Below are 23428 nucleotides of genomic sequence, written 5' to 3'. Positions count from 1 at the left end.
CCGAAATGAGAAACGTGTCTCAGGATTCAAGAAGAGCAGAGCAATAAGAAGAGAACTACCCCTCGAATCAAGATCGGGGGGTCTCATTCTTGGTGTGAGTAGCAGTATCATTTTTCTTGAACAAATACGTGTGCAACGGAAGTGAGATACCATTCTGGAGTTTGGTTTAGCTTAAGGTGTTAGGTATGATTAAGGCTTGGAGTGGAGTTGTGATCAAGTTTTTCCTGAACTTAGTCATACATTTCAGAAGCAATATGGTGACAGAGTAACAGCTTGCAAAAAACAATACGAGAATATGATCGGACTTCTTTTTGCACGTCCTGATTTACAATTAGCTAGAGAACAAACAAATAATAATTCCAAGCCTTGAATACTACCATTATCGTTCTGGTGATAACAATGATTTTTTCTGTGCTGGCAACAGCTGTTACATTCATTAGAATGATGAAATACAATCTATTAATCGGTGAGCTGTGGGAATTCAACCCATTGGCCTTTAATCAATTTGCTGGAAACACTAGTCCTCTTCACGGAATAAGAGGATTCGCCGTGCATGAAAGAAGACGTTCACTTTCCAGCGGGTTAGCTAACTCAATTATCTCGCGTCTGCCTGGCAGTTTCGGATCGGCGATCCTAAGGTACATCATGTTCATTGGTCGTAACCTGGTTCCCAGAGGAGTATAGATAGATAATGATCTCCTAAACACTATTTTGGCAACCAAGTTTCTTGCTTCGATTTGCATACCAGGCAGGTATGCCGCAGTCTTTGAGCTCTTCTAGAGGACAATCAATTGAGAAATCGCGCCTTTTGATGATATCGCGTTTTCTTTCATGTTCGAGATCAGACCCCAGCTACCCTAGCTGTCACAGGGTTCTGAAACTGGTTTCCATCAAGAGCCTAACACTCAACCATCGATTAACGTGTCTCCCGAAAACGTGTTCTCTTCTGATTCAACAATGGAGCTCGGCTTTAGCCAAGTGTTATCTGGCTTAGCAATTAATCTAGCGTTTTTATATGCCATATCCAGCGTTATAATCGTTGTTGCTTCATAGCTATTCACTTTGTCTGAGTCACTACTTCGTAGGGGATTTAACACTAATGCAAAATCAGGATCGCGAGAAAGATCTCCCGATAGAAATATTGGCATTAGGAACTGTATCTTTCCAGAATAGAACTGAGGAACAACCAGCTTATAGTTGCGTTTGGCTAGCATCTTTGTTCTTTCGATAGCAGCCATTAGCAGTTGTCGAAGTTGGTGGTCTGATTCTTCTTGAAGCTTTTGTGGAAAGCGGTCTCTATTGTCTCCGATGATATGAAGCATACCTTTAGCATCGGAGTGAACATCGCGATCTGGATTGAAGAGAACATCTTCTATTCTCTCAAAGAAGCTCGGAATCTCAGGAACCCTTGAGAAGAGCTGGTCGTACTCAACCCTTGATATGCAGACCTCGGGACGCTCGTATCTGGGGTATATGAATTGTTTATCCATTATCCTAGCAATTATGTAGATCTCACTGACTCCGCTACCAATGGACGACACATCGAACCTATTTGCCAACAATCCTGTGTTAAAGGCCGAAAGTCCCTCATTCTTATTGGATACGATTTTCTCCTCACTTTTCGCTCGATAATATGTGTTCTCAATGTAAGACTTCAGTATTGAGTGCCTAAAGTATTCATGATAGAAGTCCCAATCTTCTGGCATTGCTATCTCAAGTATTCTATCTAGGAATTCCTCCAGTTTGTTTCTACTTCCAAAAACAATGTCTCCGAGATAGGTTTTGGATGTTTTTTCGTAGAAAGCGTGATTCAAGTGGGTTGTGTCGAACCAAAATAGACCATACCACTTCTGGGTCTTCTGAGCGATCGAATATTTTTCGTTTTCCGAGAAAACGCCAAAAAGGGTCGCTTTGGATCCTGCGATTTTAACTGGAAACAGCGCATAGCAGCACGCCGGTTCAGATGACCATGAGAAATCGTCTCCTTGAGCACAAGGAATCCCATCAATGTCAAAGTACACAATTTCGGATCTCGCTGAACATTCCCTAAACTGTTCCTCGACTTCTTCAAAAAGACTATCTATATCCCGTGATGGAACTCCGGCAAGATGCTTCAACATCTCCAAACTCTTTTCGGGATCACCAAAATAGGCAAACTTACCAATTTCACTTCCAGATAATCTCATATTCTCCCCCTTTCCATCCTGACTTAGGCAATACGAAACACTATGCGAATCTATTATTTATGGATCAGTTCAACAATCATCGCACTCCCAAAACAACCTCATAGTCAAGAATCTTCTTTCGCTCTTTCCAGCCAGGCATGTGTGTACTCAAGAAGTCGTAGAATTCTCTATTGTGCCCCGCATAGATGAAGTGCACAAGTTCATGGAGCATTACGTATTCTATGCAGGGCTGCTTGGCTTTGTAGAGGTAGTAGTTCAGCGTGATGATTCCCTTCTTTCTGTTGCAGCTTCCCCAGAGTGATTTCATCTTTCTGACCATTATTGTGGGCCTTTGGTATCCATACTTCCCAATTATGGGGTAGAGCTTGTCAAGCAGACTTTCATAGAGACTCTTCTGCTGTCTCCTTATCCAGACCTCAAGTTGTCTTGAGAGCATTTCCTCATCCTTTGGATCTGGTGTGTAGATGAAGAGCTTCGCGTCTTCCTGAATTACATTCTTCTGCCGGGATTCTCGAACGATAATCATGATTTGCTCGCCTAGAATCCTCACAGTGACCCCGCTCTTTATGAAATTCAGTTTATCGTTAGCATTACTCTCTCTGAAAAAGCCTAGTTTACCTTCAATCCAATCTCGTTTCTTCTCTACAAACTTCTCGATCCACTCAAGGGATACCCCGTGAGGCGCCGAAACAGAAACCTCTTCGTTGGGGAAGACTTTCAGCCTTACGTTTCTCATCTGTCGTCTTATAACGGCAACTTCTATTTCTTTGTTGTTATTGAGTTTCAGAGTTATCATTTCCATCAGTACCTCTTCTTTGCTACTATAAGCAGCTTGTCTAGAATGAGATCTATGATATCCGTCGAAACCTTTAGTCCATGCGCTTCAATGAAATCGAAGATGAGATCGTCGAGTTCCGCCATGATCCTCTTGTGCACTGTTACATTGTCACGCCAATCAATTTTTGTATTTCCAGTTATTGCCCGTTTTATTCCCTGGGAGAGAATGGCAATATCCTCTTCGATTGCTTCGTTCGCTTTTAGTCCTGAGTGCTCCTGTAACTCATGTAGCACTGTACTGTAGAAGGCTTTCGAGTCGCTGTCGTTGTCTATCCGTGCAGGATATGACTTTCCAGATCGACCTTCTCGGAGATCTTCGGCCAGCTTCTCCATATTTGCGAGGTATTTCTCAGTGTTCCTTTCTTCTTCGTATCTGCGAATTGTCTCTTTTATTCTCTCCGAGAACTCCATGTATATTGCTGGGTCATCGTGTTCTCTCGAGCTTATCTCCGCTATCATTCTGGTCTTTATGGCATCGGCTTTTGACTTGCTGTCAGCAAGCGATTTGAGTTGCTCATCCATTTTCGCTTTGTACATTATGTCAAGCGGTTCCTGTACAGTCCAGGCATCATTTGCCATCACGTATTTGTTCAAAAGGTTCTTGATCTTGTCGTCGTATTCCTTTGTGCTCATTTCTCCACTATCATCATGAATTAAACTGACGGAATTTCTAAGTTTAGTGAAGAAGAGCAGCTCACGCCTATACTCCTCTGCTTTCTCTACTCCGACGAAGTTGAAGAACTCGTAACTCGAAAAGAGAAGATCGACCATCTTTGAGTACTCTTTGAGCCTTTCGTAGAATTCTTTCCGGAGATCGTCTTTCTCAAGACATTCCTGCCAAACGATAGTCCGTCTCTCATCAATTGGGATAGAAGGAAAAAGATTGAGAAGGTTATCTCTCACTCTAAGCAGTTCTCTGCTGTTTTCCTGAGGCCCGCTCAGGACATCTCTTATATCGTCCTTATCGAACTGATTCATCCCTGACTTTTCATCTGAATAAAGGTCTAGCGCACCGTGAAGCTTCTTGAAGATTCCATAGTAATCGACGATGAGCCCGAAGTCCTTCCCAGGATAGACACGGTTAACCCTTGCTATTGCCTGCAAGAGGTTGTGATCCCGCATGGGTTTGTCAACGTAAAGAACAGCCGCTATTGGGGCGTCGAAACCCGTAAGAAGTTTATCTTTCACAATGATGAGCTCAATATCATTGTCTTCTCTGTTGAAGGTGGTTCTTACGTATTCTTCGTATGTCTCCGAATCACCGTGAAGGGGGATCACGATTTTGCTGAAGAAGCTATTTATTTTCTCTCTGCTCGAGTTCGAAAGATCATCGTCATCGCCCTCCCTGGTATCCGATGGGCTTATTACTACCGCTGAGTTGAGATCTCCGAGACTTTCGAGTTCGTGATACATATCGATCGCAGAAGCTCTGGAGGAGCAAGTCAGTATCGCCTTGAAGCCTTTTGGCCGACAATAGTGTATGAAGTGTTCGTACACGTTCACTGCAACCATTTCCAACCTCTTTGTTGTATGTGAGAGATGGAAGAATGTACTGTACTTCTTCTTGAGTTTCTCTTTCTCTTCTTCGCTAAGTGGGGCGGTGACGTATTTGAGAATCTCATCAATCTTCGCGTTAGAAATTCCCTGAGGTATTATTCTTCCTTCATACACAAGCGGAACAGTAACCCCATCGCTGATTGCGTCCTCCATCGTGTAAGAATCTATGAGGGGTCCGAATTTGTCATAGGTGTTCTTCTTTTCCTCTTTGATTAGTGGTGTTCCCGTGAAGGCGAGTTTTACTGCATTCGGAAGCACCACGTTCATATATGTATTCAGTCTCCCGTAGTGGCTTCTATGACCTTCGTCGATAATCAGAAATATGTTCTTGTTTTCTTTCCTGAAGTTCATCTTTATGGCTGTCTCGAATTTGTTAACTATGGTAGTAACTACAGTCTTTCCGTCGTCCTTTATGAGAGATACCAGACCACGGCCCGTAGTTGCCCTTGTCGGATGCATCTTCGTGTTGCTGAAGTTTTCAAGTATCTGCTTGTCGAGGTTCTTCCTGTCAGTAACGAGTATGAAACGTGGATTCTCGAAATCTTTGTCACGCTGGATCATTTTGACGAGCATAATCATGCTTATAGTCTTTCCCGAGCCCTGCGTATGCCAGAGCACCCCGTTTTTTGTTCCCTTGCCGTCCTTCATTTTGATCCTGTCCATGCATTTCTTGACGGCGAAAAACTGCTTGTACCTGGCTATCTTCTTAATATTGGCATCGTATATGATGAAGCTTCTGGTAAGCTGCAGCAACCTTTCTCTTGACAGAAGAGAAACTGCCGCCCTGTCTTGCTCTACTATCTTTCCATCAGGGGAGCACTTCTTGCAAAGTTCTTCCTGCCAGTCCTTCTGCTCTTCCTTCCATCTGTTGAAGTGTTTTTCAGCAGTTCCGCATGTGCCATACAAAAACTCGTTCGAATTGGTTGCTATTACAATTTGAGCGAACTTGAATAGGTGGGGTATGTAATCAGGGTGCCAGTTTCTGATGTTCTGTCTTACTCCCTCGATTACATCTACACTTGACTTCTTACATTCTATAACTACAAGGGGGATACCGTTGACAAGAAGCACAATATCCGGCCGTGCAAACTTGCCGTTTGGCCTCTCTACTTCGAACTCGTCAGTTACCTGCCAGATATTGTTTGCAGGGTTGTCGAAGTCGATGTACTTGATATCGAAAGACTGCATCGCTCCGTCTGGAAGAGTCTGCTCCAGGCTTTTTCCCATGCAGAGAAGATCATATATGACTTTACTAGTCATCATTAGGCCGTTGGTGATGGGAGCGTCTAGCTCTCTAATAGCCTTGCCTATGGACTCACTTGAAAAATGTAGCTTCTCCCCCTTGTAATCAAAGATCTGTCTTCCGAGAAACTTGACCAGTTCGTCTTCAAAAATGACCTTAGTCTTGCTTCCGCGTTTCTCTTCGGCCACGGCCCTTGGAACGTATTCATATCCCAGCTTCTGGAGGAGCTTTATCATCCTCTCCTGGCTCTCCGGTCTTTCGTTGAAGATTCTGTGGTCAAGCATGAGCTCACCCCCGGCTTCAGTTCTCTGCATTAACCCTTACAATACCTGTTAGAAGTAGCTGCATGAGTGATTTTTTCTTTAGCTCCCATTGTTCGAGGTCTTTGTTCAGTAGATCAATCTCTGTGTCAGCGGTTGAGAGAATTTCGGCGATTCTAATTTGCTCAGCTATTTCCGGCAAACATATGGATAGAGATCTGAAATCTGTCTTATTGAATTTCGGTTGAGCTGAAGTACCTTTGATCTGGCTCAGTTGTGACTGACCAATAGAACTCGAAAGAAAGTAGTAAACCCAGTAATCATCTTGATTTGTTCTCAGTAGAATCGCATTAGGACCCAAAGTCATTGGAAGCTTCAAGCTTGGCGCCCTAAACACAAAACCGCAACGCGCTCCTACATTTGCTATTATGATATCGCCCGGTTTAAGTACTGATTTTCTCAAGAATTGATATGAATACATATCAACATACACAAACTCACCTTTGTAGTCATTGCTATGATCTTCCAATCTGAGAAGCACTGCATAATCTTGCTTTCTCAGATATTTGACGTTAGCTCTTAATGAAGCAAAACTTCCGTTTGCCACAAAATCGGTTAATGTAGAAATTATTCTTGACATTTGGAAAACCTGCCATTCCTCAGGAATAATACCAAGAATGCCATTTCTGTCGTATCCCTGAGGAACTTTCCCCCTTCTTATCTGCTCGATTCGTTTCTTGAGTTCTTCGTATGGGGTCCCGTTTTCAATATCCTTGACGCGGATCATTCCTGTTAGCAGCGTCTGCATGAGCCACTTCTTTACCTTTTTCTTATCTTCTATCAGCTTCTTCTTCAGGTCGATAACCCTGTCGCAAGTTGACAAAATCTCTGCTATTCGGTTTTGCTCATTAGTTTCGCAGAGTGGAAGACAGAAGTTCTGTACTAGACTTTGATTTATATTTGGCTGTGCAGCTCCCGCGGAGATCTTGACAAACGCTTCTCTATTAAACGTGATTTGATAGAAAATATACTCAGTATCATATGATGAAGACGGAAAGATGCAGCAACATGCTTGATTTGTAGTCGAGTTTTCATCTAGTATAGAAGCTTTACCAATTGTTGCTCCATACATAGCAAGGATTATACTCCTCTTGGGAAAGACAGGCATTCCACACAGCGCTAATGCTTTAGGAGTTATCTTCTCTTCACTGTTACTAAGGTATTTTGTGAGAAGCTCTCCTGTTTTGAACCAGTTCAGATTTCCACCCTGATAGAATTCGGAATGTCTGTCCCTATCAGGTGTCTTGCCACTCTTTGTTTTTGCGAAGTCTTTGATTTTGTTCAATGACCACGATTCAGGAAAAATTCTACCACCGATTCTTTTATACCCCTCAGGCACCTCTCCCCGCCTGATTTGCTCTATCCGCCTTTTAATATCATCCCTCATTGCAGCCACCTATAAGCCCAGCGCTTTGAGATATTCGTCCATTTTCTTCTGCACTTCTTCAAGCTCGACATTTATTTCTCTTATGTTCTTCTGTACCGCTTCTATGTCAATGAACTCTTCTTGCTCGAAGGTATCAACGTAGCGGGGGATGTTGAGGTTGTAGTCGTTTTCCTTTATCTCTTCGAGAGTGGCAATGTGAGCAAACTTCGGGATGTCGTTTCTATCAAAGTAGGCCTTCGCTATCTCTTCAATATGCTTTTCTTTCAGGGTGTTCTTGTTCTTGGCCTTCTCGTAGTGGTCTTCTCCTGAGGCGTCGATGAAGATTACGTCGTTCCTGTCTCTGTTCTTCTTGAATACCATTATGCAAGCAGGAATCGATGTTCCGAAGAAGAGATTTGAAGGTAGCCCAATAACGGCATCCAGAAGGTTATTCTTGATCACCTGTTTCCTAATTCGCCCCTCTGAAGAGCCTCTGAATAGAACTCCATGAGGAGCAACTGCGGCTATCCTTCCCCGCTCGGACATGCTGTGAATCATGTGAAGCAGGAAGGCCCAATCACCTTTGCTGGCGGGAGGCACTCCCCAGTCGAAACGGTGATACTTGTCGCGTGCGGCTTCCATTGAGAACTTCTTCCCGTTTCCAGCGTTCTCACCGCCCGGATTGAAGCCCGAGGCCCACTTATCTTTCGAGAAGGGCATATTTGCAACGATGACATCGAAGAGCATAAGGTTACCGTTTTCGTCCAGATGGAGCGGATTGGCAAGAGTATCGCCCCAGGCGATCTTTGCGTCCAGGATCCTGTGTATATACATGTTCATCTTTGCCATTGAGAGGCTTGAGCCATTGAGTTCCTGCCCGTAGATCTGAACCTTGTCCATTTCTTTTCCCGATCTCTTGGCTGCGTGGATTAGCAGAGAACCTGAACCGCATGTGGGATCGTATATCCTGTCATTAGGTTTTGGTTCAACAAGACGGGCCATAAGTTCGGAGACCGCCGTAGGGGTGAAAAAGCTTCCCGCCTTTTTTCCGGCTCTGCTTGCAAACTCGCCGATCATATATTCATATGCGTCGCCTATGACGTCTGCGGGAATCTGTCCGGGATTTGTTTGTATCTGTGAAGGGCGTAAATCGAGGTTTACAAAATCGTCTAACAGTTCTCTCAGTATGGCGTTTCTATGAGGCTTGTTTCCCAGAAGACTCTCACTGTTGAAGTCTATGCTTCTGAAAACACCGTTGAGCTGCTCGAAGTTTTTATCTTCTATACCTCTCAAACAGGCGTTGATTAATTGGCCAAGGTCATCGCTGTTCTTGTTTTTGTAGAGGTAATCGAACTTGTGCTCATCGTCCATGACAACCGGAAGCCTTTTTAGTTGACGTTCTAGTCTTACATCGTCGTCATAATTGCTTTTGAGTTCTTCCAGTAACTCTGTGTGAGTATCGCTCAGATACTTCACAAAGAGAATCGAAAGAACGAAGTCTTTGTAGTTGGCCGCATCGATCGTGTCCCTGAAGGTGTCGGCTCCTCTCCATAATACGTTTTCAATGTCTTTTCTAGTCGTCATCTGCCTCTCCCCTCACTTAGCGCTCTGATATATATAGATTTTATGTGATCGCTTTCTTTTTCCGAAAGCCTCGAGAGCAAGTCCCGCTTTTGCTTGTTCAGAAACCATAGTTCTCCAAGGATCTCCTGAGTCTTCAAATCTGGCAAGGGGATCAAAAACTCATTCAGCTCCTTCTTGCTTACCGAGTGCATTGTCATTCCTCTTTCCGTATAGTGTTTCAGAGCCTCTAGCCCTCTAAGCTCTAGATATCCAGCAAGAAATACTGGTACAACGCTTTGATGACAGCGAATAATCAACATGTTGCTTGAAACAACTACGCCAGAGATTTCACTCGTGACTAACGTTACAAAGTTAGGACTGACTCTCTTTATAAGTAAATCACCCCTACGGACTAGATTATGATCTCCGACCTCCGTCTCAAGATTTACGGATTCAAGCCTTTCGAAGTCGTTCGAATCATCCAGGTCAGCTGGGGTCACTATGTGATAAGTGAACTCCCCCGACTTCTTGCCTCTAACCTCATTTATACCGATTATCACATCGGCAATTTGCTCAAGCTTTATCCCAGTTATCCTCATTTGTAGCTCCCAAATAGAAACGAAATCGACGTAAGTTTTCAGCATGGATCAACGTAATCTATTATCGCTAATTTCTTACACTCGGAGCTTGTACCAATCGACGCTCATCAGGCCCCTTTTAACAGAATCCTTTGTTAAGACTTTTCTTATGGATTGACTCTCATCAGAAAACAATCGACTGAGTGCTAAAATGAACTGATAGGTCTCAGGAAGCGACTGCCAATCTGTTATTAGTATAGCACAATCTAACTACAACTGAAGCAATATATAAATTGTAAGTGTCTTACGACAGTTCATCGCTTGACAAACTGTGTAAATAGTAGTATCATTCTTAATAGAAATCCTAGAGCTGGGGCTCCAGGATTTGAGAAACGAGTTTCGTGCAAATAAAACTGTCACTACAAGTGTACTGGATATCCTTCTCCAAATCACTCTCTTTCCACACACTTCTCCAGACTCAAATGAATCTCACCAGCATGAGACTCCTGAATAGGGAGTGGTTCAGACCAAGTAAACGTTTGAATATTGCTGAATAGGACCTAGATGTTTCGAGAGACTTTGAGTTTCCTGAAAAGAGTATTCTTTTCAAAGGAGGACTGTTGATGGCTGGTTTCATTGTAAAGATGTCGGTGCTGTTTCTCGTTTTTTTTGTTCTGTCGCTAATGTCAGGAATCCTGATGAATTTATTGCTCACTGCATTGATTTCGGGATTAATCTCGTTCGCCTTGACCTGGTTTCTTGGTCTCGAGAATTTCGTGTTTCGTTCGATCTTGATCATTCTTAGGTGCTTACTCAAAAAAGAGGTTAGGCTCTCTATCTCATATCTGTTTAGAATTAAGATTGATGACAGATACCTTCTTGTTCAAGGGAATAGAATCAACAAGCAATTTCAGCCAGTCGGAGGCGTCATTAAATATTACCCTGGAGCTACCTCAACGTTCACGAAGATGAACGCAAAAGACGATAATTGCATGCCAATTGATCAAGATAGCAAAGACGATCTGAGGATTCGAATTCCGGGATGGAAACTAAGGTATTTTCTTAAGTGGTTTTATGGCAGGGAAGATAGGGAGGTTACCGTTGAAAGAGAATTCCGCGAGGAGCTTCTCGAGTCTGGGATTCTTCCAAAGGAGCCTTTTCGGATATTGAAATTTCGGTATCTGAGGACAATAATGCTATACAAACCAAAGAAAATGTCAAAACTGAATCCCAAATCCAATGAATTCCTGTTGGCTGAAATATATGAGTTCCTACCTACAGATGAACAAGAAATCGCATTGAGAAGTACTATGAGCAACGAGAAAGATCATTATAAATGGTGTTCAGAGAATGAGATTGAGTCAGAGGGTGTAGAAATCAATTCACAAAGCGCCAAGATTTCGGAAAATAGCCTATGGATTCTGTGAGGAGTGATGAGTGTGCTGTATGAAGCTTATTTTGTTACTTCAAAACCTGTAATGGATGAATTACTCCAACGTATTGGAAATGAACTACAACTGCCGCAAACAAAAAGAGAAAAGGCAAGTCAGACCTATGATGCAATTTTCAATTTCCTTGATAGCGATGAAGATCTATTTCAGGGGAACGATATCGATGTCTTTCCGCAAGGCTCCTACAAAATAGGCACTACTGTAAAACCTTTGTCTGGTGAGGAGTATGATCTTGACATTGTGTTGAAGATAAAACAAATATGGCATTCCGATTTGAGCCCAAACGTTTTGCTTGATAAGCTTTACAGGAAATTCAGGGATAGTGATAGATACGCCAACATGGTAGAGAAAAAGCGAAGATGTGTTCGCATCAAGTATGTTGATGACTTTCATATGGACATTCTACCTGCTTACCCACTTGCGAATATTGAGTCAGAAAGACTGCGAGTTCCGGATAAGCAACTCAATCATTGGGTGCCATCTGCTCCAAGGCTATATGCAAAGTGGTTTGAAGATCGATGCATTAAACTGCAGAGAAAGATTATTGAGGTAGCTCAGCAGGAACCACTTCCTCACGACCTTCCGTTTGAAGTCAAACCCACTCTCAAACGTTCAGTACAACTCATAAAGAGACGAAGAGATTTCTATTTCTCAACGAAAAATGATGAAGCGCCTAGGAGCATAGTTCTGACAACCTTGGCTGGTATGTACTATCAGGATAAGGGTTCTTTGTTTGATGATATGGGCCATATTCTTGACTCAATTCTTTCCAATGTGTGCAGTCTGCAGTCTCCTCCCGCTGTTTTTAATCCTATAGAAAACGGAGAAAACTTTGCAGAATCTTGGAAGGCTAATTCTGCTGAATTCAGGGCCTTTAAGGAATTTGTCTCTGATTTCGCGAATCGGTGGAAAACCCTTAGCTCTATTAGGGGAATCAATGATATATCTAGACATCTTGAAGAGATGTTTGGTGAGACTGAGACAAAAGAAGCTTTGACCAAATACTCTGAAGACATTCAGGCACTTAGGGAAGCGGAGCGTCTGACTATGGGAAACGCAACAGGTAATCTCAGTAGTGTGGGGGATTCTGAGCTGAATTCAACTACTGTGAGGAAGAATACATTCTTTGGAGAGAGCAGGTGAAGAAGAACATACTGAAACCCTTGACAATTATGGAGCAATACAGCCACCTGAAACAAACATTCCCAGGGTTCAAATGTATAGCTAAATGCGGTGAACTGAGAATAAGCGGGCAAATATCTCCCACAACGATTTCATCAACGTACACATTCACATTGAACTATCGTCTCCAATCACGCCCTAGAGTCCGAATTACTAAACCACAACTGGAGAAATCGGATGGGAGAAATCCTCCTCATTTGTTCTCTGATGGATCGCTCTGCCTATATTATCCGAAACACTATGAATGGAAACCAACTATGCTTATTGGTGAGACAATAATCCCCTGGACATCCCTATGGCTTTTCTATTATGAAGTCTGGATTGCTACAGGTACATGGTTTGGCAAGGGAGTACATCCAACTTCAAATAAGAAGAGAGACCGTACTCCCTTAAAGACCAAAGCCTTCCGTACCATAAGACCGGGTAGGTTTTCATGAAATACGGTTATCTAGTAACTGGTTTAAGCGTTCCAGAAGGCAGCAAAGACCACAAGAGCACCTATATTATGCGTAGTGGTCGCAAAGTAACACAGCATTATCTTCGAGCTTCTCGGAAAGCCCTCAAAGCGATAGGATGTTTATTGAAGACAGTTCTTGTTGTCGATGAGCAAGGTAACCCTTTTTTGGGTAACGAAACTCATTCAAGACGTCATGTGATTGTCTTTGGTGATGGCGAGGAATCGGACAACCTTTCTGAAAGGATCGCCGATGCATTCCAGGGAGCATTTCTACTCTCGATGGGTTCTCTACCTCACGAAGAGCCTTTTTACTTATTCAAGTTCCCTCTGAACTTAATAAACACTAAGAGCATTCTGCATCTTCAATCTCTTATGCGATATCATACGGAGAATATTGAGTACTTTGATCTCTTAAGCTTCGAGACAATTATGCATAACAGTCTGGCTATTGGCGAAGACAGACTCAGATACATCTTTCAGTTGGTGCCTGTTTTGGTCTCCAGTGAAAAGCTTCTTCTGAGCGCTGGTTTCCTTGCAATGAGCCACAGAGACTTCTGTATGCCGAGAGCTACAGAAATACTGAGTGATCCTGGTTTCGTGCCGCCCACCAGATTTGAGAAATGCGCCTTTGAAAATGCTCTTCACAATGCCTATAAGTCAGTTGAGGTAATAATTGGAGATCCCCCAAAAAAGGAAAAAAAGCTCCTTGAAAAGTTTGTAAATGCAGGGATTGATCCACTTAAGAAGATGAAGAAGTACGATAGTGATACTGGAAATTACGTTGATAAGTCTTATCATGAGCTCATAATAGAGTTCGAGAGCTTCAGGAATAAATATTCGGCCCACGGATCAACCAATCTTGAAAATAGAAAGATTACGATTATAGAATTGTGGAATTATCAATCCCTCGCATGGAACATTTTCTGGACTGCCCTTGAGTTTCAGCAAAGGAAATTGAAGGAAGGCAATCCAACATGACAAAAGTTTACGATCGTCTCTACGTTGGTTCTGAAAGAGATTGTTTCCATTCTAGACCGGAATGGGCTGTGGTTCATGCGTGCAAGAATCCATGCCACGTCAATGCAGTTGGGTACAAAGGTTCACTACCAAAGAACCACCATAATTACCTTAGTCTCGAAAGAGGAGCTAATCTCTATCTGAACATTGTCGATCCAGATATTCCTCTTTTCATGCCTCAGACCTTTGTTGATTTCATGAACTTCTCCCAGAAGCATTACAGCGAAGGCATGAATCTACTGATTCACTGCAATCTTGGTGAATCAAGAGCTCCCTCTCTGGCACTGCTTTCATAGCCAAGGGGCTGCACGTGATCTCCGATAGAAGTTATGAAGAAGCACAAAAGGAGTTTCAGCTGATCTATCCCGAATACATGCCCGGCTTGGGTATCTCCAGGTATTTTACCGAGAACTGGAACGAACTGGGAAAAGAAACCTGATTAATGCAAATTGCGTGGAGTTATCAGTAAGTGGTATGGGATGTTATGAGTGAAAGATCTCAACACAGCTATGTATGCTCCAATTTGATCGATAGTATATGTGATTCGCGAAATTGGTATGTGACATCTGCTAATAAACATTCGAGACAATTCTGGACTAAGAAATAGAACCTCTTGAAATGGTGATTGTCAGTCGGGAAAGCAGCCATTTCGGCAGTATACTTACGCGAGGAGATGAAAGAACGGCGGACAAGACGAAATTCGAAAGATTCAAGAAGTGGTTTCCTGAGCAGAGGGAATACCTAAGCATAGTTAGGGACCCGGATTGTCAAGGTTTCCCAGATAGGATTCTTCTGACAATAATTGGAATAAGCAGAAAGAATCTGAAACCGTATACTGAAGATCTTTTCTCTCTTTTTAGAGATAATCAGGAATTCTCAGAACTAGTTAATGGCATTCAGGCTTACCTTGAGTTCCAGGATATTCTGGACATCTCTATCAATGCGGAACTTGATTTCAAACCAAGGACCGCTGCTGAGATCCTGCGAATGCATGTATGGAACAGGCATTACTGCTTCCATGAGAGTCTCTTGTATTTGCGCGACAGCATATCGTCATGGCTGGACGGGAATATGCTCGCTTCCTTGGCATTGTTGAGACCATTTCTGGAGCTTTCTGTCTTGCACATATACCGACATGTAACTGCTGACAAGAATGGGCACGAAAAGCATCTCGAGTGGGTTCATGGAAAGAAGAACAAACCTAACTTTCATGCAATGGTTGACTTGAGTATAGAACACTTGGCAGCGGCAGAATTCTGCAATACTGAAAGGCTGAATCTGTTGAAAGAATCACTTAAAAAGGCATTCAAAAGCCTCTGCGCTTACAATCACTCTCCTCAACTCGACGAAAGCATTTCGACTATGAACAAAGGAAATCTCTCGATCTCAGCTGAAAGTGTTCTCTTCTACCTGGCTGTGGCCAGTTCTGTCCTTAGGCAGGTAATTTTCCTGTTCGTTCTGGCGTACCCTACTTCATTGTTTCCGGTAGACAAGTACAGGAAGTGGGGTGTAAGTCCACCCGTAGGTCTCTATTTTGATGAGTATAACTATGCCGCAATTAGAGAGTTCTTAGGGGCAGAAAACATTGAAACGCTTAAGCTTCAGCTTGAGAATTGTGATGACGTTGTTGATCTCATGAGCTTCTACAATTCTTGCGAAGATCTTCCAGAGGAAACACTTAACGAGCTATGGGCCGACTTCTGCGAGCAAACGAGAATGCCAATGAACACAGGCATAACAGACAGAAAGAAACGGATTCTCCTCTCAAAGGCAGTAATAAGAGCATTACATTGGGGATCGAGTTACACAGAGAAAGATAACGAGGAAAGGATGAACAACGACAGTCTGGACTCGCTTATGAGCTCCTGGAGCAAACTGAAAGATTGGTGAGACCGTCTCTCTTCTTCTAGATTGTCAACACATTTCATGTCTATGTTTACTTTTTAGAAGTCAACTGTAGAATCCGGATGTGAGTTTTCGTCTTCATACAGTGAGTGTTATCTGTCATGTTGCGCATGAAAGACTCCTGTTACTCCTCTCGGTGTTTTGGGTTGAAATGTTCTTTTCTGGGTCGCTAGCTATTAAACACTGGTTAGGTAACAGGGAATTTCAAGAGGTTGACATCTGTCTTTTCCTGCATCAAGGGATCTTCAACGACGTGATAAAACTGTCTGCAACGATTTCTGAGTGTTTAAGTGGTCTGCAGAGAATGCTGTAACTAAGTTCTTGCTTTCAGTAAATTACTGGCGGCTAATGGAGCAATAGATCAACTGGGTGCCTAGGTTGGTTGTATTTCGTCCAGTCTGTGAATAATCGACTGTAGTAAGACTTTGTTGAAGCAGTGGTTTCTTGTTATGATATATCGTAAACGTTTACGTATTATCCAGAAAGCAATAGCAGACTATTAGTGATATCTATGTCTCAAACGTTTACTGAGAATATCTTCGAGCTGAAAAGGAGGGGTCAAAGTGAAAAAGTTCTTGTTACTGTTTCTAGTTTCTGCGCTTCTTGTTGTTACTGCGGTATCTGCAGAGATCACTTTTTGGAAGTTTACTGACACATACGCAGATGCTACAATTCAGAGATTTGTTGATCTCTGGAATGAAGAAAACCCGGACAAGAAAGTGGTATTTGAGACTTTCCCCTGGGGAGACTACACTGGGACTAAACTCACCACTGCCTTTGCAACTGGCGAAGGACCTGATGTTTTCTTCATAAGTCCAGGTGATTTTCTCAGATACGTCAATGCTGGAATTGCTCTGCCGCTCAGTGAATACTTGACTGCAGATATCATTTCGGACTTCTTGCCCGAGACGATTGAGGCTGTAACTGTTGGAGGGGAAATATATGCCCTTCCACTTGAAATGGAGCCAGTAGCTTTGTTTTACAACAAGACTGCTTTCGAAGAGAAGGGGATCGCCCAGCCTCAAGATTGGGCGGAGTTGACGGAAATTGCAGCAAAACTTAAAACTCCCAACCGCCACGGAATCATCGTTGAAGTTGCACCTGGCTACTATCAGAACTTCACATGGTATCCGTTCCTGTGGACTGCGGGTGGAGACGTCGTAGACGAAAACTGGGAGAAATCGACATTCGATTCAGAGGGCGCCGTTGCTGCTCTTGATCTTTGGGGATCATTTGTCAAAGAAGAGTTGGCTCCGTCCTCGCTTCCAGCTGGAGCGAATGATATTGGTATATTCGGAAACGGGCTTGCCGACATGATCGTCTGTGGATTCTGGGGCGTCAAGCAATTACAGACAGAATTCCCTGAATTCGACTTTGGGGTATTTCCAATTCCTCCTTACGAAAAGGGAGGAGAGAGCATCAGCGTATATGGTGGTTGGAAGATGATGCTAAATGCCAGAGGAGAGAACACAGACATAGCCGCCGAGTTTGCCAAATGGCTGGTAGCAGAGCAGATAGACTTCCCGCTTGACTGGTGCACAGTAACTAATAGTAAGTTCTCACCCAGATACTCTGTTCTCGATGCAGGAGAAGTGTTCTACAGTACTCCACCAAATGATGTATTTCTGGAGATTCTGAAGACGTCGAAGTCGGAGCCGACATTCACTCCGGAAATGGTTAAGGCCGTATCAGACGCTTTGCAAGCCGTTATGTTTGCAGGCATGGATCCCAAGGCTGCTGCAAAAGGGGCTTCTGCGGCTATCGATGCATATCTTAGTAGATACACAGGTGGAGTTCCCGGAAAGTAAGTGAATTTTCTTGGCCCGGGATTGAATCCCGGGCTGGTTTTTCGGGAGGATTGCTGTGAATAGAAAAAATCGGGAAAGACTGGTTGGATACACTTTTATAGGTCCAGACATAACTGGACTGATAATTTTCGCGATTGTCCCTGCTATTGTAGCTCTTGTAATAAGCTTCTTTTCTTGGAATGGCTTAAGTGATATGCTCTTTGTCGGTCTGGACAATTACAGGACAATGTTTCAAGACCCACAGTGGCGAAACAGTATCCTTGTGACTCTAAAGTACTCGGTCTTCTTTGTTCCGTTGAACTTCGTATTTGCTCTTCTCTTGGCAATGCTTGTTCAGAAGCCGGGGCCTGGAATAGGGCTTTTCAGGGCCATTTTCTTTGCGCCCACCGCCATGTCTATGGTTGCGGTTTCTTTCGTCTGGAAATACATGTTTCAGCCTTATGGTTTCGTCAACTACTTTCTGTCATTCTTTGGAATAACTAGACAACCACTTCTTGGCTCTATGTCTCAAGCTCTTTACAGCATTGCTGTGGTTAGTCTATACATGAGTGTTGGCTACTACATGGTAATCTTTCTTGCAGGCCTGAACGAGATTTCGAATGAATACTATGAAGCTGCTGAAATAGATGGTGCGTCAGGTGTACAAAAGTTCTTTAGCATTACTCTTCCTCTGTTGAAACCAACTGTCGCTTTTGTTCTCGTAATGACTTTTTTGCAGAGCTTCCAGGTTTTCGACCAGATATACATCCTTACAGGGGGAGGTCCATTCTACAGTACTTCAACAGCGGCATTCTACATCTATTACACTGCTTTTAACATGTACCAGTTCGGTTACTCATCGGCTCAGGCTTTCACGCTATTTGCGATTCTTCTTGGAGTATCTTATTTCATGCTGAGAGCACTGAGAGGCGGTAACGTCTCCACAGGATCGTGAGGGGGTAATTATGAAGACCAGAAGAGTGAAGGGAATTCTGAGGTATTTTTTGCTAGTGATTCTAGCGATGTTCTTCCTCTTTCCAATCTATTGGATGTTCGTGAGTTCTCTGAAGTCACCTAGCGAGATCTTCGCTTTCCCACCGAAACTAATCCCCGAGAACCCGGTGTGGTCAAACTATACAAAGGTATTTTCGCAAGTGCCTTTCGCCAGATACATGCTAAACACTTTCTTTGTTGCCTCCGTTGTTACTATAGTTGCACTTCTTCTTCACTCAATGGCCGCATATTCACTGGCGAGACTCAATTATCGAGGCAGAAATTTTCTATTTATTCTTGTGATCAGTACTCTGATGATTCCGTTTTCTGCAATCCTAATCCCGCTGTTTCTTATTGTGAGAAACTTCGGCTGGATCGACTCTTACAGAGGGCTTATAATACCGGCTATTCCTCACGCTTTCGGGATTTTCTTTTTGAGGCAGTTCTATCTGGGGTTCCCTAGAGAACTGGAAGAAGCGGCAATAATTGACGGAAGCGGATTGGTGAGGGTTTTCTTCAAGATCGTACTGCCGCTCTCAAAGCCCGTGCTCTCGGCACTTGCGGTCTTCTTTTTCCTTGCGAACTGGAATTCATTCATGTGGCCGCTTGTGATAATTAATTCGCCGCAAATGAGGACAGTGCAACTGGGAATCGCCCAGTATGGTGGAGAGTATAATAATCCATGGGCTATTCAACTGGCTGCTTGCACGGTAGCTCTTATTCCCACTTTGATAGTATTTGTGGTATTGCAGAAACAGTTAATGCAGAGCATAAAAATGACCGGAATGAAACTCTGATTGGAGGAGGAATCGTTGGCGCGAAGGGTTACCATAAAAGCAATTGCCGAAGAACTGGGTGTCTCGGTAGCTTCTGTTTCAAGAGCTCTTAACGGGAAGGGTGAAGTTGGTCAGACTCTGGAGAAGAGAATTTTGCAGAAGGCAGATGAACTTGGATATATAGCCAACTATTCTGCCAGGAGCCTCAAGCATCAGAAGACAAATCTTATAGGCGTGCTGGTTCCGGACACATTCAACCCATTCTTTGCACATTTTGTGACAAAGATAGAAGAGCTTCTTTATGATTCTGGATATGAGATACTGCTTTCTACGACAAGGGAGTCTCTTGAGAAGGAACGTGAGTATCTTGAGATAATGGTCTCCAAGAACGTTACCGGTATCCTTGCAGCGCCTGTGGATAGAACCGGTAATGTTTCAATCTACAAGAGGGTGAAAGGGATGGATATCCCTATAGTCTTCTTTGATCGAAACGTTGAAGGGCTTGGTGTAAGTCAGGTGAATGTGGACAACAGAAGCGCAGTCTACATGATAGTTAGATACTTGTACCGTAAGGGTCATAGAAGAATTGCTTTTGTAGAGAGTGTTCCCAACACATCAATGGGAGAAGAGAGATTAGCTGGCTACAGAGAGGCAATGAAGGATTTTGGTCTCAGTAAAGAATTCAGCCTCGAAAGATTCGGATTATTCATAGAAAAGGATGTCAAGTCCCAAACTACTGAAATCCTCTCTCATAGACCAACGGCACTCATAACCGGTAACCTTGTCATAACAAAGGCTTTTCTTCAGGCATTGAAAACCCTTCGGGTAGAGATTCCACAAGAACTTTCGTTTGTTTCCTTTGACGACATTGAATGGCTTGAAGTAACGTCTCCGCCAATTACTGCATTCCGACAGCCTATCGAGTCCTTGGCGATGAACGCCGTGGCACTTTTGAAAAGAGAGATGAAGAACAATGAATCAAACTCTCAAATCGTAGTCGTCGAAGGTGAATTGATAATTCGTGATTCAGTTAATGATCTCTCTTCAGAAAAGCAAGGAGGTTGATTTCATGATAAGAGTAGCGGTACTCCTATTAAGCGTGGTGTTGATTTGCTCGTTTCTCCTTGCCACATCTCTTAAGGATGTTTCAGAACTGGAAATGGTAGCAAAGCTTACAGGCCCCAACGCAATCAACAACACGCTCAAGTATGACGTCTTCGGAACCGATCTTGGTCACAGTTTCAACGATGGTGAGATCACATTCTTTGTTTTTGGTGACACTTTTGGAATCAACAACACAAACTGGCGCAAGAATGTTATGGCATTCACCACCGACCAAGATCCAAGTGACGGTATCATTTTTGAAGGGTTCATAACAGGTGATGGAGGTTCGACATACGAATTTTCCGAAAACAAAATCAAACTCAATGTCCGAAAAGGAGCCGATTTATGGTCTAGTGTTGATCTCGCGCCGAAACTTCTGAAATCGCAGCTACCCGGAGGATGGTCAATAGAAACAAGAATCGAAAGCAACTCTGCTCCTGTTGGAGCAACGAATTTGTGTGGATTACTTTTCTTCAGCGGAATGCGGAGTTGGATTATGTGGGGCCATTTGGGCAACAGGACAATGGAAGCTAGCGGAATCATCGGAGGAGAATTCGTTAAAATCGCTGAAGTGAACTCCTTATATCCATACCTGAGAATTGAAAACAGGTTATTCTCCAATGTTTACGTCTTCAGCTACAGCCAGGATGGAAAGAACTGGATTGAAGCGGGCACTTTCGATGACAAAGAGGGCTTTCTGAATTCGGCAAGGTATGGGATTGGCGCAAAAGAGTGGGGCACTTCCGACTATGAAGTGATCTTTGCGGATATTACCGAGAATTCTGTGAACTTTGCAGCGCAAGAGCTTCGCGAAGCCTTCTACTGGGGAGGACCAGAAGAATCTTCCGGAGCAGCAAAAGAACTGATTCATTCAATGCCCGGAAATATTACCGCGATTCCTACTAACGGAGTAGCGGTGAACTCCAAACTGTATATCCACTATATGATGGTCAACCGCTGGGGGGAACCGGGGAGATGGAACACGAGCTATTCTGGACTGGCGGTTTCAGAGAACGGCGGACAGACCTGGGAAATACTTGACTCAGTGAAATGGAGTTCGGAGAGTAACTTTGCCCAGGTAGGCATTGCGAAGGCTTCCCAATGGCTAAAGATTCCTGATGGATGTGACGTGAACAGTGATACTTTATTCTTCTTTGGCATCCCTAGCGGAAGGTTCGGTGGAGTCAAATTAATGAAAGTGAATGGCGAAGAAATAGAGAAAATTGGTGCGTATGAATACTTCTCAGGCTTAGATAACTCAGGAATTCCTCAGTGGTCAGGAAAAGAAGAAGACGCAGCGATAATTATTGAGGCTCCAGTTGGCGAATGTTCTGCAATGTACAATCACTTCCTCGGGAAGTGGATAATAACTTATTTGAATGAGCACAGTCACGATCTTGAGATAAGAGAATCTGCCAATCCATGGGGGCCCTGGAGTAAACCATATCAGCTTGTTTCTTCCAGGGAGTATCCGGGCTTGTACGGGGCCTTTTTGAATCCTCTGTTAGTTGAAAACGAAGGAGAGTACATTTACTTCATTATGTCATTATGGATGCCATACAACGTCTATTTAATGAAAGCCAGATTAGTCAGATAGGAGGTTTAGGATGGACTTTTCTAGAGGAACTCTTAGAAACCTGATGACACTAAAAGATGCAAGGAGAGGAAGAATATCATCTTACGATGAAAGCGGCGGCAACAGGGACTGGAAAGCAATAGCAGCAGGAGAGACATTGGTTCTGGGAGAAATTGAAGGACCAGGAGTTGTCAGCCATATTTGGATGACATTCAGGTCTACTGAGAAGCACTTCTTGCGCAAGGGCATACTCCGGGTCTTCTGGGATGACGAAAGTGCGCCAAGTGTTGAGACTCCAATAGGGGATTTTTTCGGTGCCGGTCATGGGAAGACAGTTAACTTCTCTTCGCTGCCCATACAAATGTCGCCCGAAGATGGTCGTGGATTCAACTGCTTCTTTCCTATGCCATTCAGAAAAAGGGCACGGATAGAGATTACTAATGAGAATTCTTCCCAAGATCTTGTTGCCTATTACTATATTGATTACGAACTCTGGCCAAAGTTGCCAGAGAACATAGCTTACTTCCATGCGCAATGGCGAAGAAAGCAGGGCGTTTCGAGAGATGAAAGTGTTCTGGTGAAGACACTTGCTCCCAATAATCTAAAGGATTTTGCTCTGGAGCCGTTTGTAGCGAACAACATCTTCGAGTTTCAAGGCCAGAACAAGACCGGCAGGAACAACTACGTCGTTCTTGATGCTCAAGGCAAAGGTCATTACGTCGGTTGCTTCTTCTATGTTCATAACATGCGAGAGACAGATCAGTGGGATTGGTACGGAGAAGGCGACGACATGATTTTCATCGATGACGATTCGTGGCCACCTTCCCTCCACGGTACGGGCACTGAAGATTACTTCAGTATGGCCTGGTGTCCATCTCAGAGATATGCGTCAGATTACTTTGGACTGGTACTTCCGGGAGACAGCAACTGGAAGGGTTACATGAGCATGTACAGATTTCATATAGAGGATCCGATTTATTTCAGCAAGTCGTTGAAAGTAACCATAGAAAAGGGGCATAACAACAATCGCTTTGACGACTATTCATCTGTTGCTTTCTGGTACCAGGCAGAACCTCACAAAAGTTTCGAATCACTGCTGCCACCTGAAGATAGGTTGCCCTATGCTGATTAGGAGTGAATTAATTCGACGATCACTCGATCTTTGAGCGATTTTCGGTGCTGTCCGAATTCATTGACTGCGATTCCCCAGAAGCAAGCAGAAGGGTCAAGTTGCTGCTCCTGTTATTCCTGTAAAGAAATTCGATAAGCGCGTTCTTTTGGAATGACTATTATTAGTACTAGCAACTGAAAACAGCATTTCTTGAACCCATTAGAATCGTTTCATGGAGTTCTGTCTCTTCTTTGACTCCGCTGTGATAGTTGTCGGCCATTTCAGTGCGGTAGTTGCTTCGGGAAGGCGAATGCCCTGAGGAGAAGAAAGGCGAAGGCTTGAGGAAGTGGTTTCCTCAGCAAAAAAAGAACAAATAAATAGAGAACAAATAAATAGGGTCAGACTCCATTTTTCACTGC

At 43.5% G+C, this 23428-nt stretch carries 20 protein-coding genes; 14 read left to right on the top strand and 6 right to left on the bottom strand.

Translation table 11 applies throughout. The features are described 5' to 3' along the window. Positions 1 to 399: 399 nt before the first annotated feature. Entirely contained in the window at positions 400 to 684 is a 285-nt protein-coding gene (locus tag RJ60_RS08820) for a hypothetical protein (protein ID WP_103134477.1), read from the top strand. A 221-nt stretch (positions 685 to 905) separates the two neighbouring features. On the opposite strand, the gene RJ60_RS08815 is transcribed toward RJ60_RS08820, so the two are convergent. The 6 genes from RJ60_RS08815 to RJ60_RS08790 form a co-directional block, all read right to left on the bottom strand. Continuing rightward, the gene (locus RJ60_RS08815; RefSeq protein WP_103134476.1) at positions 906 to 2186 is read right to left on the bottom strand and encodes a DUF3825 domain-containing protein; all 1281 of its coding nucleotides are present in this window, start codon (positions 2184 to 2186) and stop codon (positions 906 to 908) included. Between the two features lie 76 nt (positions 2187 to 2262). After that, the gene (locus RJ60_RS08810; protein WP_103134475.1) at positions 2263 to 2988 is read right to left on the bottom strand and encodes a M48 family metallopeptidase; all 726 of its coding nucleotides are present in this window, start codon (positions 2986 to 2988) and stop codon (positions 2263 to 2265) included. Next, entirely contained in the window at positions 2988 to 6107 is a 3120-nt protein-coding gene (locus RJ60_RS08805; protein WP_103134474.1) for a type I restriction endonuclease subunit R, read from the bottom strand. The genes RJ60_RS08810 and RJ60_RS08805 overlap by 1 nt, the downstream gene beginning before the upstream one ends. A gap of 16 nt (positions 6108 to 6123) precedes the next feature. Beyond that, positions 6124 to 7530: a restriction endonuclease subunit S gene (locus tag RJ60_RS08800; protein ID WP_099830330.1), complete on the bottom strand. Its 1407-nt coding sequence runs from the start codon at positions 7528 to 7530 to the stop codon at positions 6124 to 6126. Between the two features lie 9 nt (positions 7531 to 7539). Next, positions 7540 to 9093, bottom strand: coding sequence for a type I restriction-modification system subunit M (locus RJ60_RS08795; RefSeq protein WP_103134473.1), 1554 nt, complete (start codon positions 9091 to 9093; stop codon positions 7540 to 7542). Continuing rightward, positions 9090 to 9671, bottom strand: a complete 582-nt coding sequence (locus RJ60_RS08790; RefSeq protein WP_103134472.1) for a hypothetical protein — start codon at positions 9669 to 9671, stop codon at positions 9090 to 9092. Before RJ60_RS08790 ends, RJ60_RS08795 begins: the two co-directional genes overlap by 4 nt. 602 nt (positions 9672 to 10273) lie before the next feature. On the opposite strand from RJ60_RS08790, the gene RJ60_RS08785 reads away from it, so the two are divergent. The 13 genes from RJ60_RS08785 to RJ60_RS08730 all read left to right on the top strand — a co-directional run bounded on the left by RJ60_RS08785 (position 10274) and on the right by RJ60_RS08730 (position 23030). Beyond that, complete coding sequence (locus tag RJ60_RS08785; RefSeq protein ID WP_099830327.1) at positions 10274 to 11077, top strand: hypothetical protein; 804 nt, start codon at positions 10274 to 10276, stop codon at positions 11075 to 11077. A 6-nt stretch (positions 11078 to 11083) separates the two neighbouring features. Then, the gene (locus RJ60_RS08780) at positions 11084 to 12244 is read left to right on the top strand and encodes a nucleotidyltransferase (protein ID WP_180979929.1); all 1161 of its coding nucleotides are present in this window, start codon (positions 11084 to 11086) and stop codon (positions 12242 to 12244) included. Continuing rightward, positions 12241 to 12720, top strand: coding sequence for a hypothetical protein (locus RJ60_RS08775; protein ID WP_099830325.1), 480 nt, complete (start codon positions 12241 to 12243; stop codon positions 12718 to 12720). The genes RJ60_RS08780 and RJ60_RS08775 overlap by 4 nt, the downstream gene beginning before the upstream one ends. After that, the gene (locus RJ60_RS08770; RefSeq protein WP_146028903.1) at positions 12717 to 13718 is read left to right on the top strand and encodes a hypothetical protein; all 1002 of its coding nucleotides are present in this window, start codon (positions 12717 to 12719) and stop codon (positions 13716 to 13718) included. Before RJ60_RS08775 ends, RJ60_RS08770 begins: the two co-directional genes overlap by 4 nt. Continuing rightward, complete coding sequence (locus RJ60_RS08765) at positions 13715 to 14053, top strand: hypothetical protein (RefSeq protein ID WP_219725871.1); 339 nt, start codon at positions 13715 to 13717, stop codon at positions 14051 to 14053. The genes RJ60_RS08770 and RJ60_RS08765 overlap by 4 nt, the downstream gene beginning before the upstream one ends. Positions 14054 to 14067: 14 nt before the next feature. Beyond that, positions 14068 to 14196: a hypothetical protein gene (locus RJ60_RS16165; protein WP_258006240.1), complete on the top strand. Its 129-nt coding sequence runs from the start codon at positions 14068 to 14070 to the stop codon at positions 14194 to 14196. A 179-nt stretch (positions 14197 to 14375) separates the two neighbouring features. Further along, positions 14376 to 15647 carry a hypothetical protein gene (locus RJ60_RS08760; RefSeq protein ID WP_103134469.1) on the top strand — a complete coding sequence of 424 codons (1272 nt, stop codon included), beginning with the start codon at positions 14376 to 14378 and terminating at the stop codon, positions 15645 to 15647. Between the two features lie 578 nt (positions 15648 to 16225). After that, positions 16226 to 17470 (top strand): ABC transporter substrate-binding protein, encoded by a 1245-nt coding sequence (locus RJ60_RS08755; RefSeq protein ID WP_103134468.1) that lies wholly within the window; start codon positions 16226 to 16228, stop codon positions 17468 to 17470. Positions 17471 to 17525: 55 nt separating this feature from the next. Then, on the top strand, positions 17526 to 18404 hold the full coding sequence (locus RJ60_RS08750) for a carbohydrate ABC transporter permease (RefSeq protein WP_103134467.1): 879 nt from the start codon (positions 17526 to 17528) through the stop codon (positions 18402 to 18404). 10 nt (positions 18405 to 18414) lie between these two features. Further along, entirely contained in the window at positions 18415 to 19239 is an 825-nt protein-coding gene (locus RJ60_RS08745) for a carbohydrate ABC transporter permease (RefSeq protein ID WP_103134466.1), read from the top strand. Positions 19240 to 19254: 15 nt separating this feature from the next. Next, complete coding sequence (locus RJ60_RS08740) at positions 19255 to 20283, top strand: LacI family DNA-binding transcriptional regulator (protein WP_103134465.1); 1029 nt, start codon at positions 19255 to 19257, stop codon at positions 20281 to 20283. A gap of 4 nt (positions 20284 to 20287) precedes the next feature. Beyond that, a complete protein-coding gene (locus RJ60_RS08735) occupies positions 20288 to 21919 on the top strand; it encodes a DUF4185 domain-containing protein (protein ID WP_258006239.1) in 1632 nt (543 codons plus the stop codon). Positions 21920 to 21929: 10 nt separating this feature from the next. Beyond that, positions 21930 to 23030 (top strand): glycoside hydrolase family 172 protein, encoded by a 1101-nt coding sequence (locus tag RJ60_RS08730; RefSeq protein WP_103134463.1) that lies wholly within the window; start codon positions 21930 to 21932, stop codon positions 23028 to 23030. Positions 23031 to 23428 lie beyond the last annotated feature (398 nt).

The organism is Mesotoga sp. B105.6.4 (assembly GCF_002896535.1).
Lineage (GTDB): Bacteria > Thermotogota > Thermotogae > Petrotogales > Kosmotogaceae > Mesotoga.
This window is presented reverse-complemented; position numbering and strand designations above follow the sequence as displayed.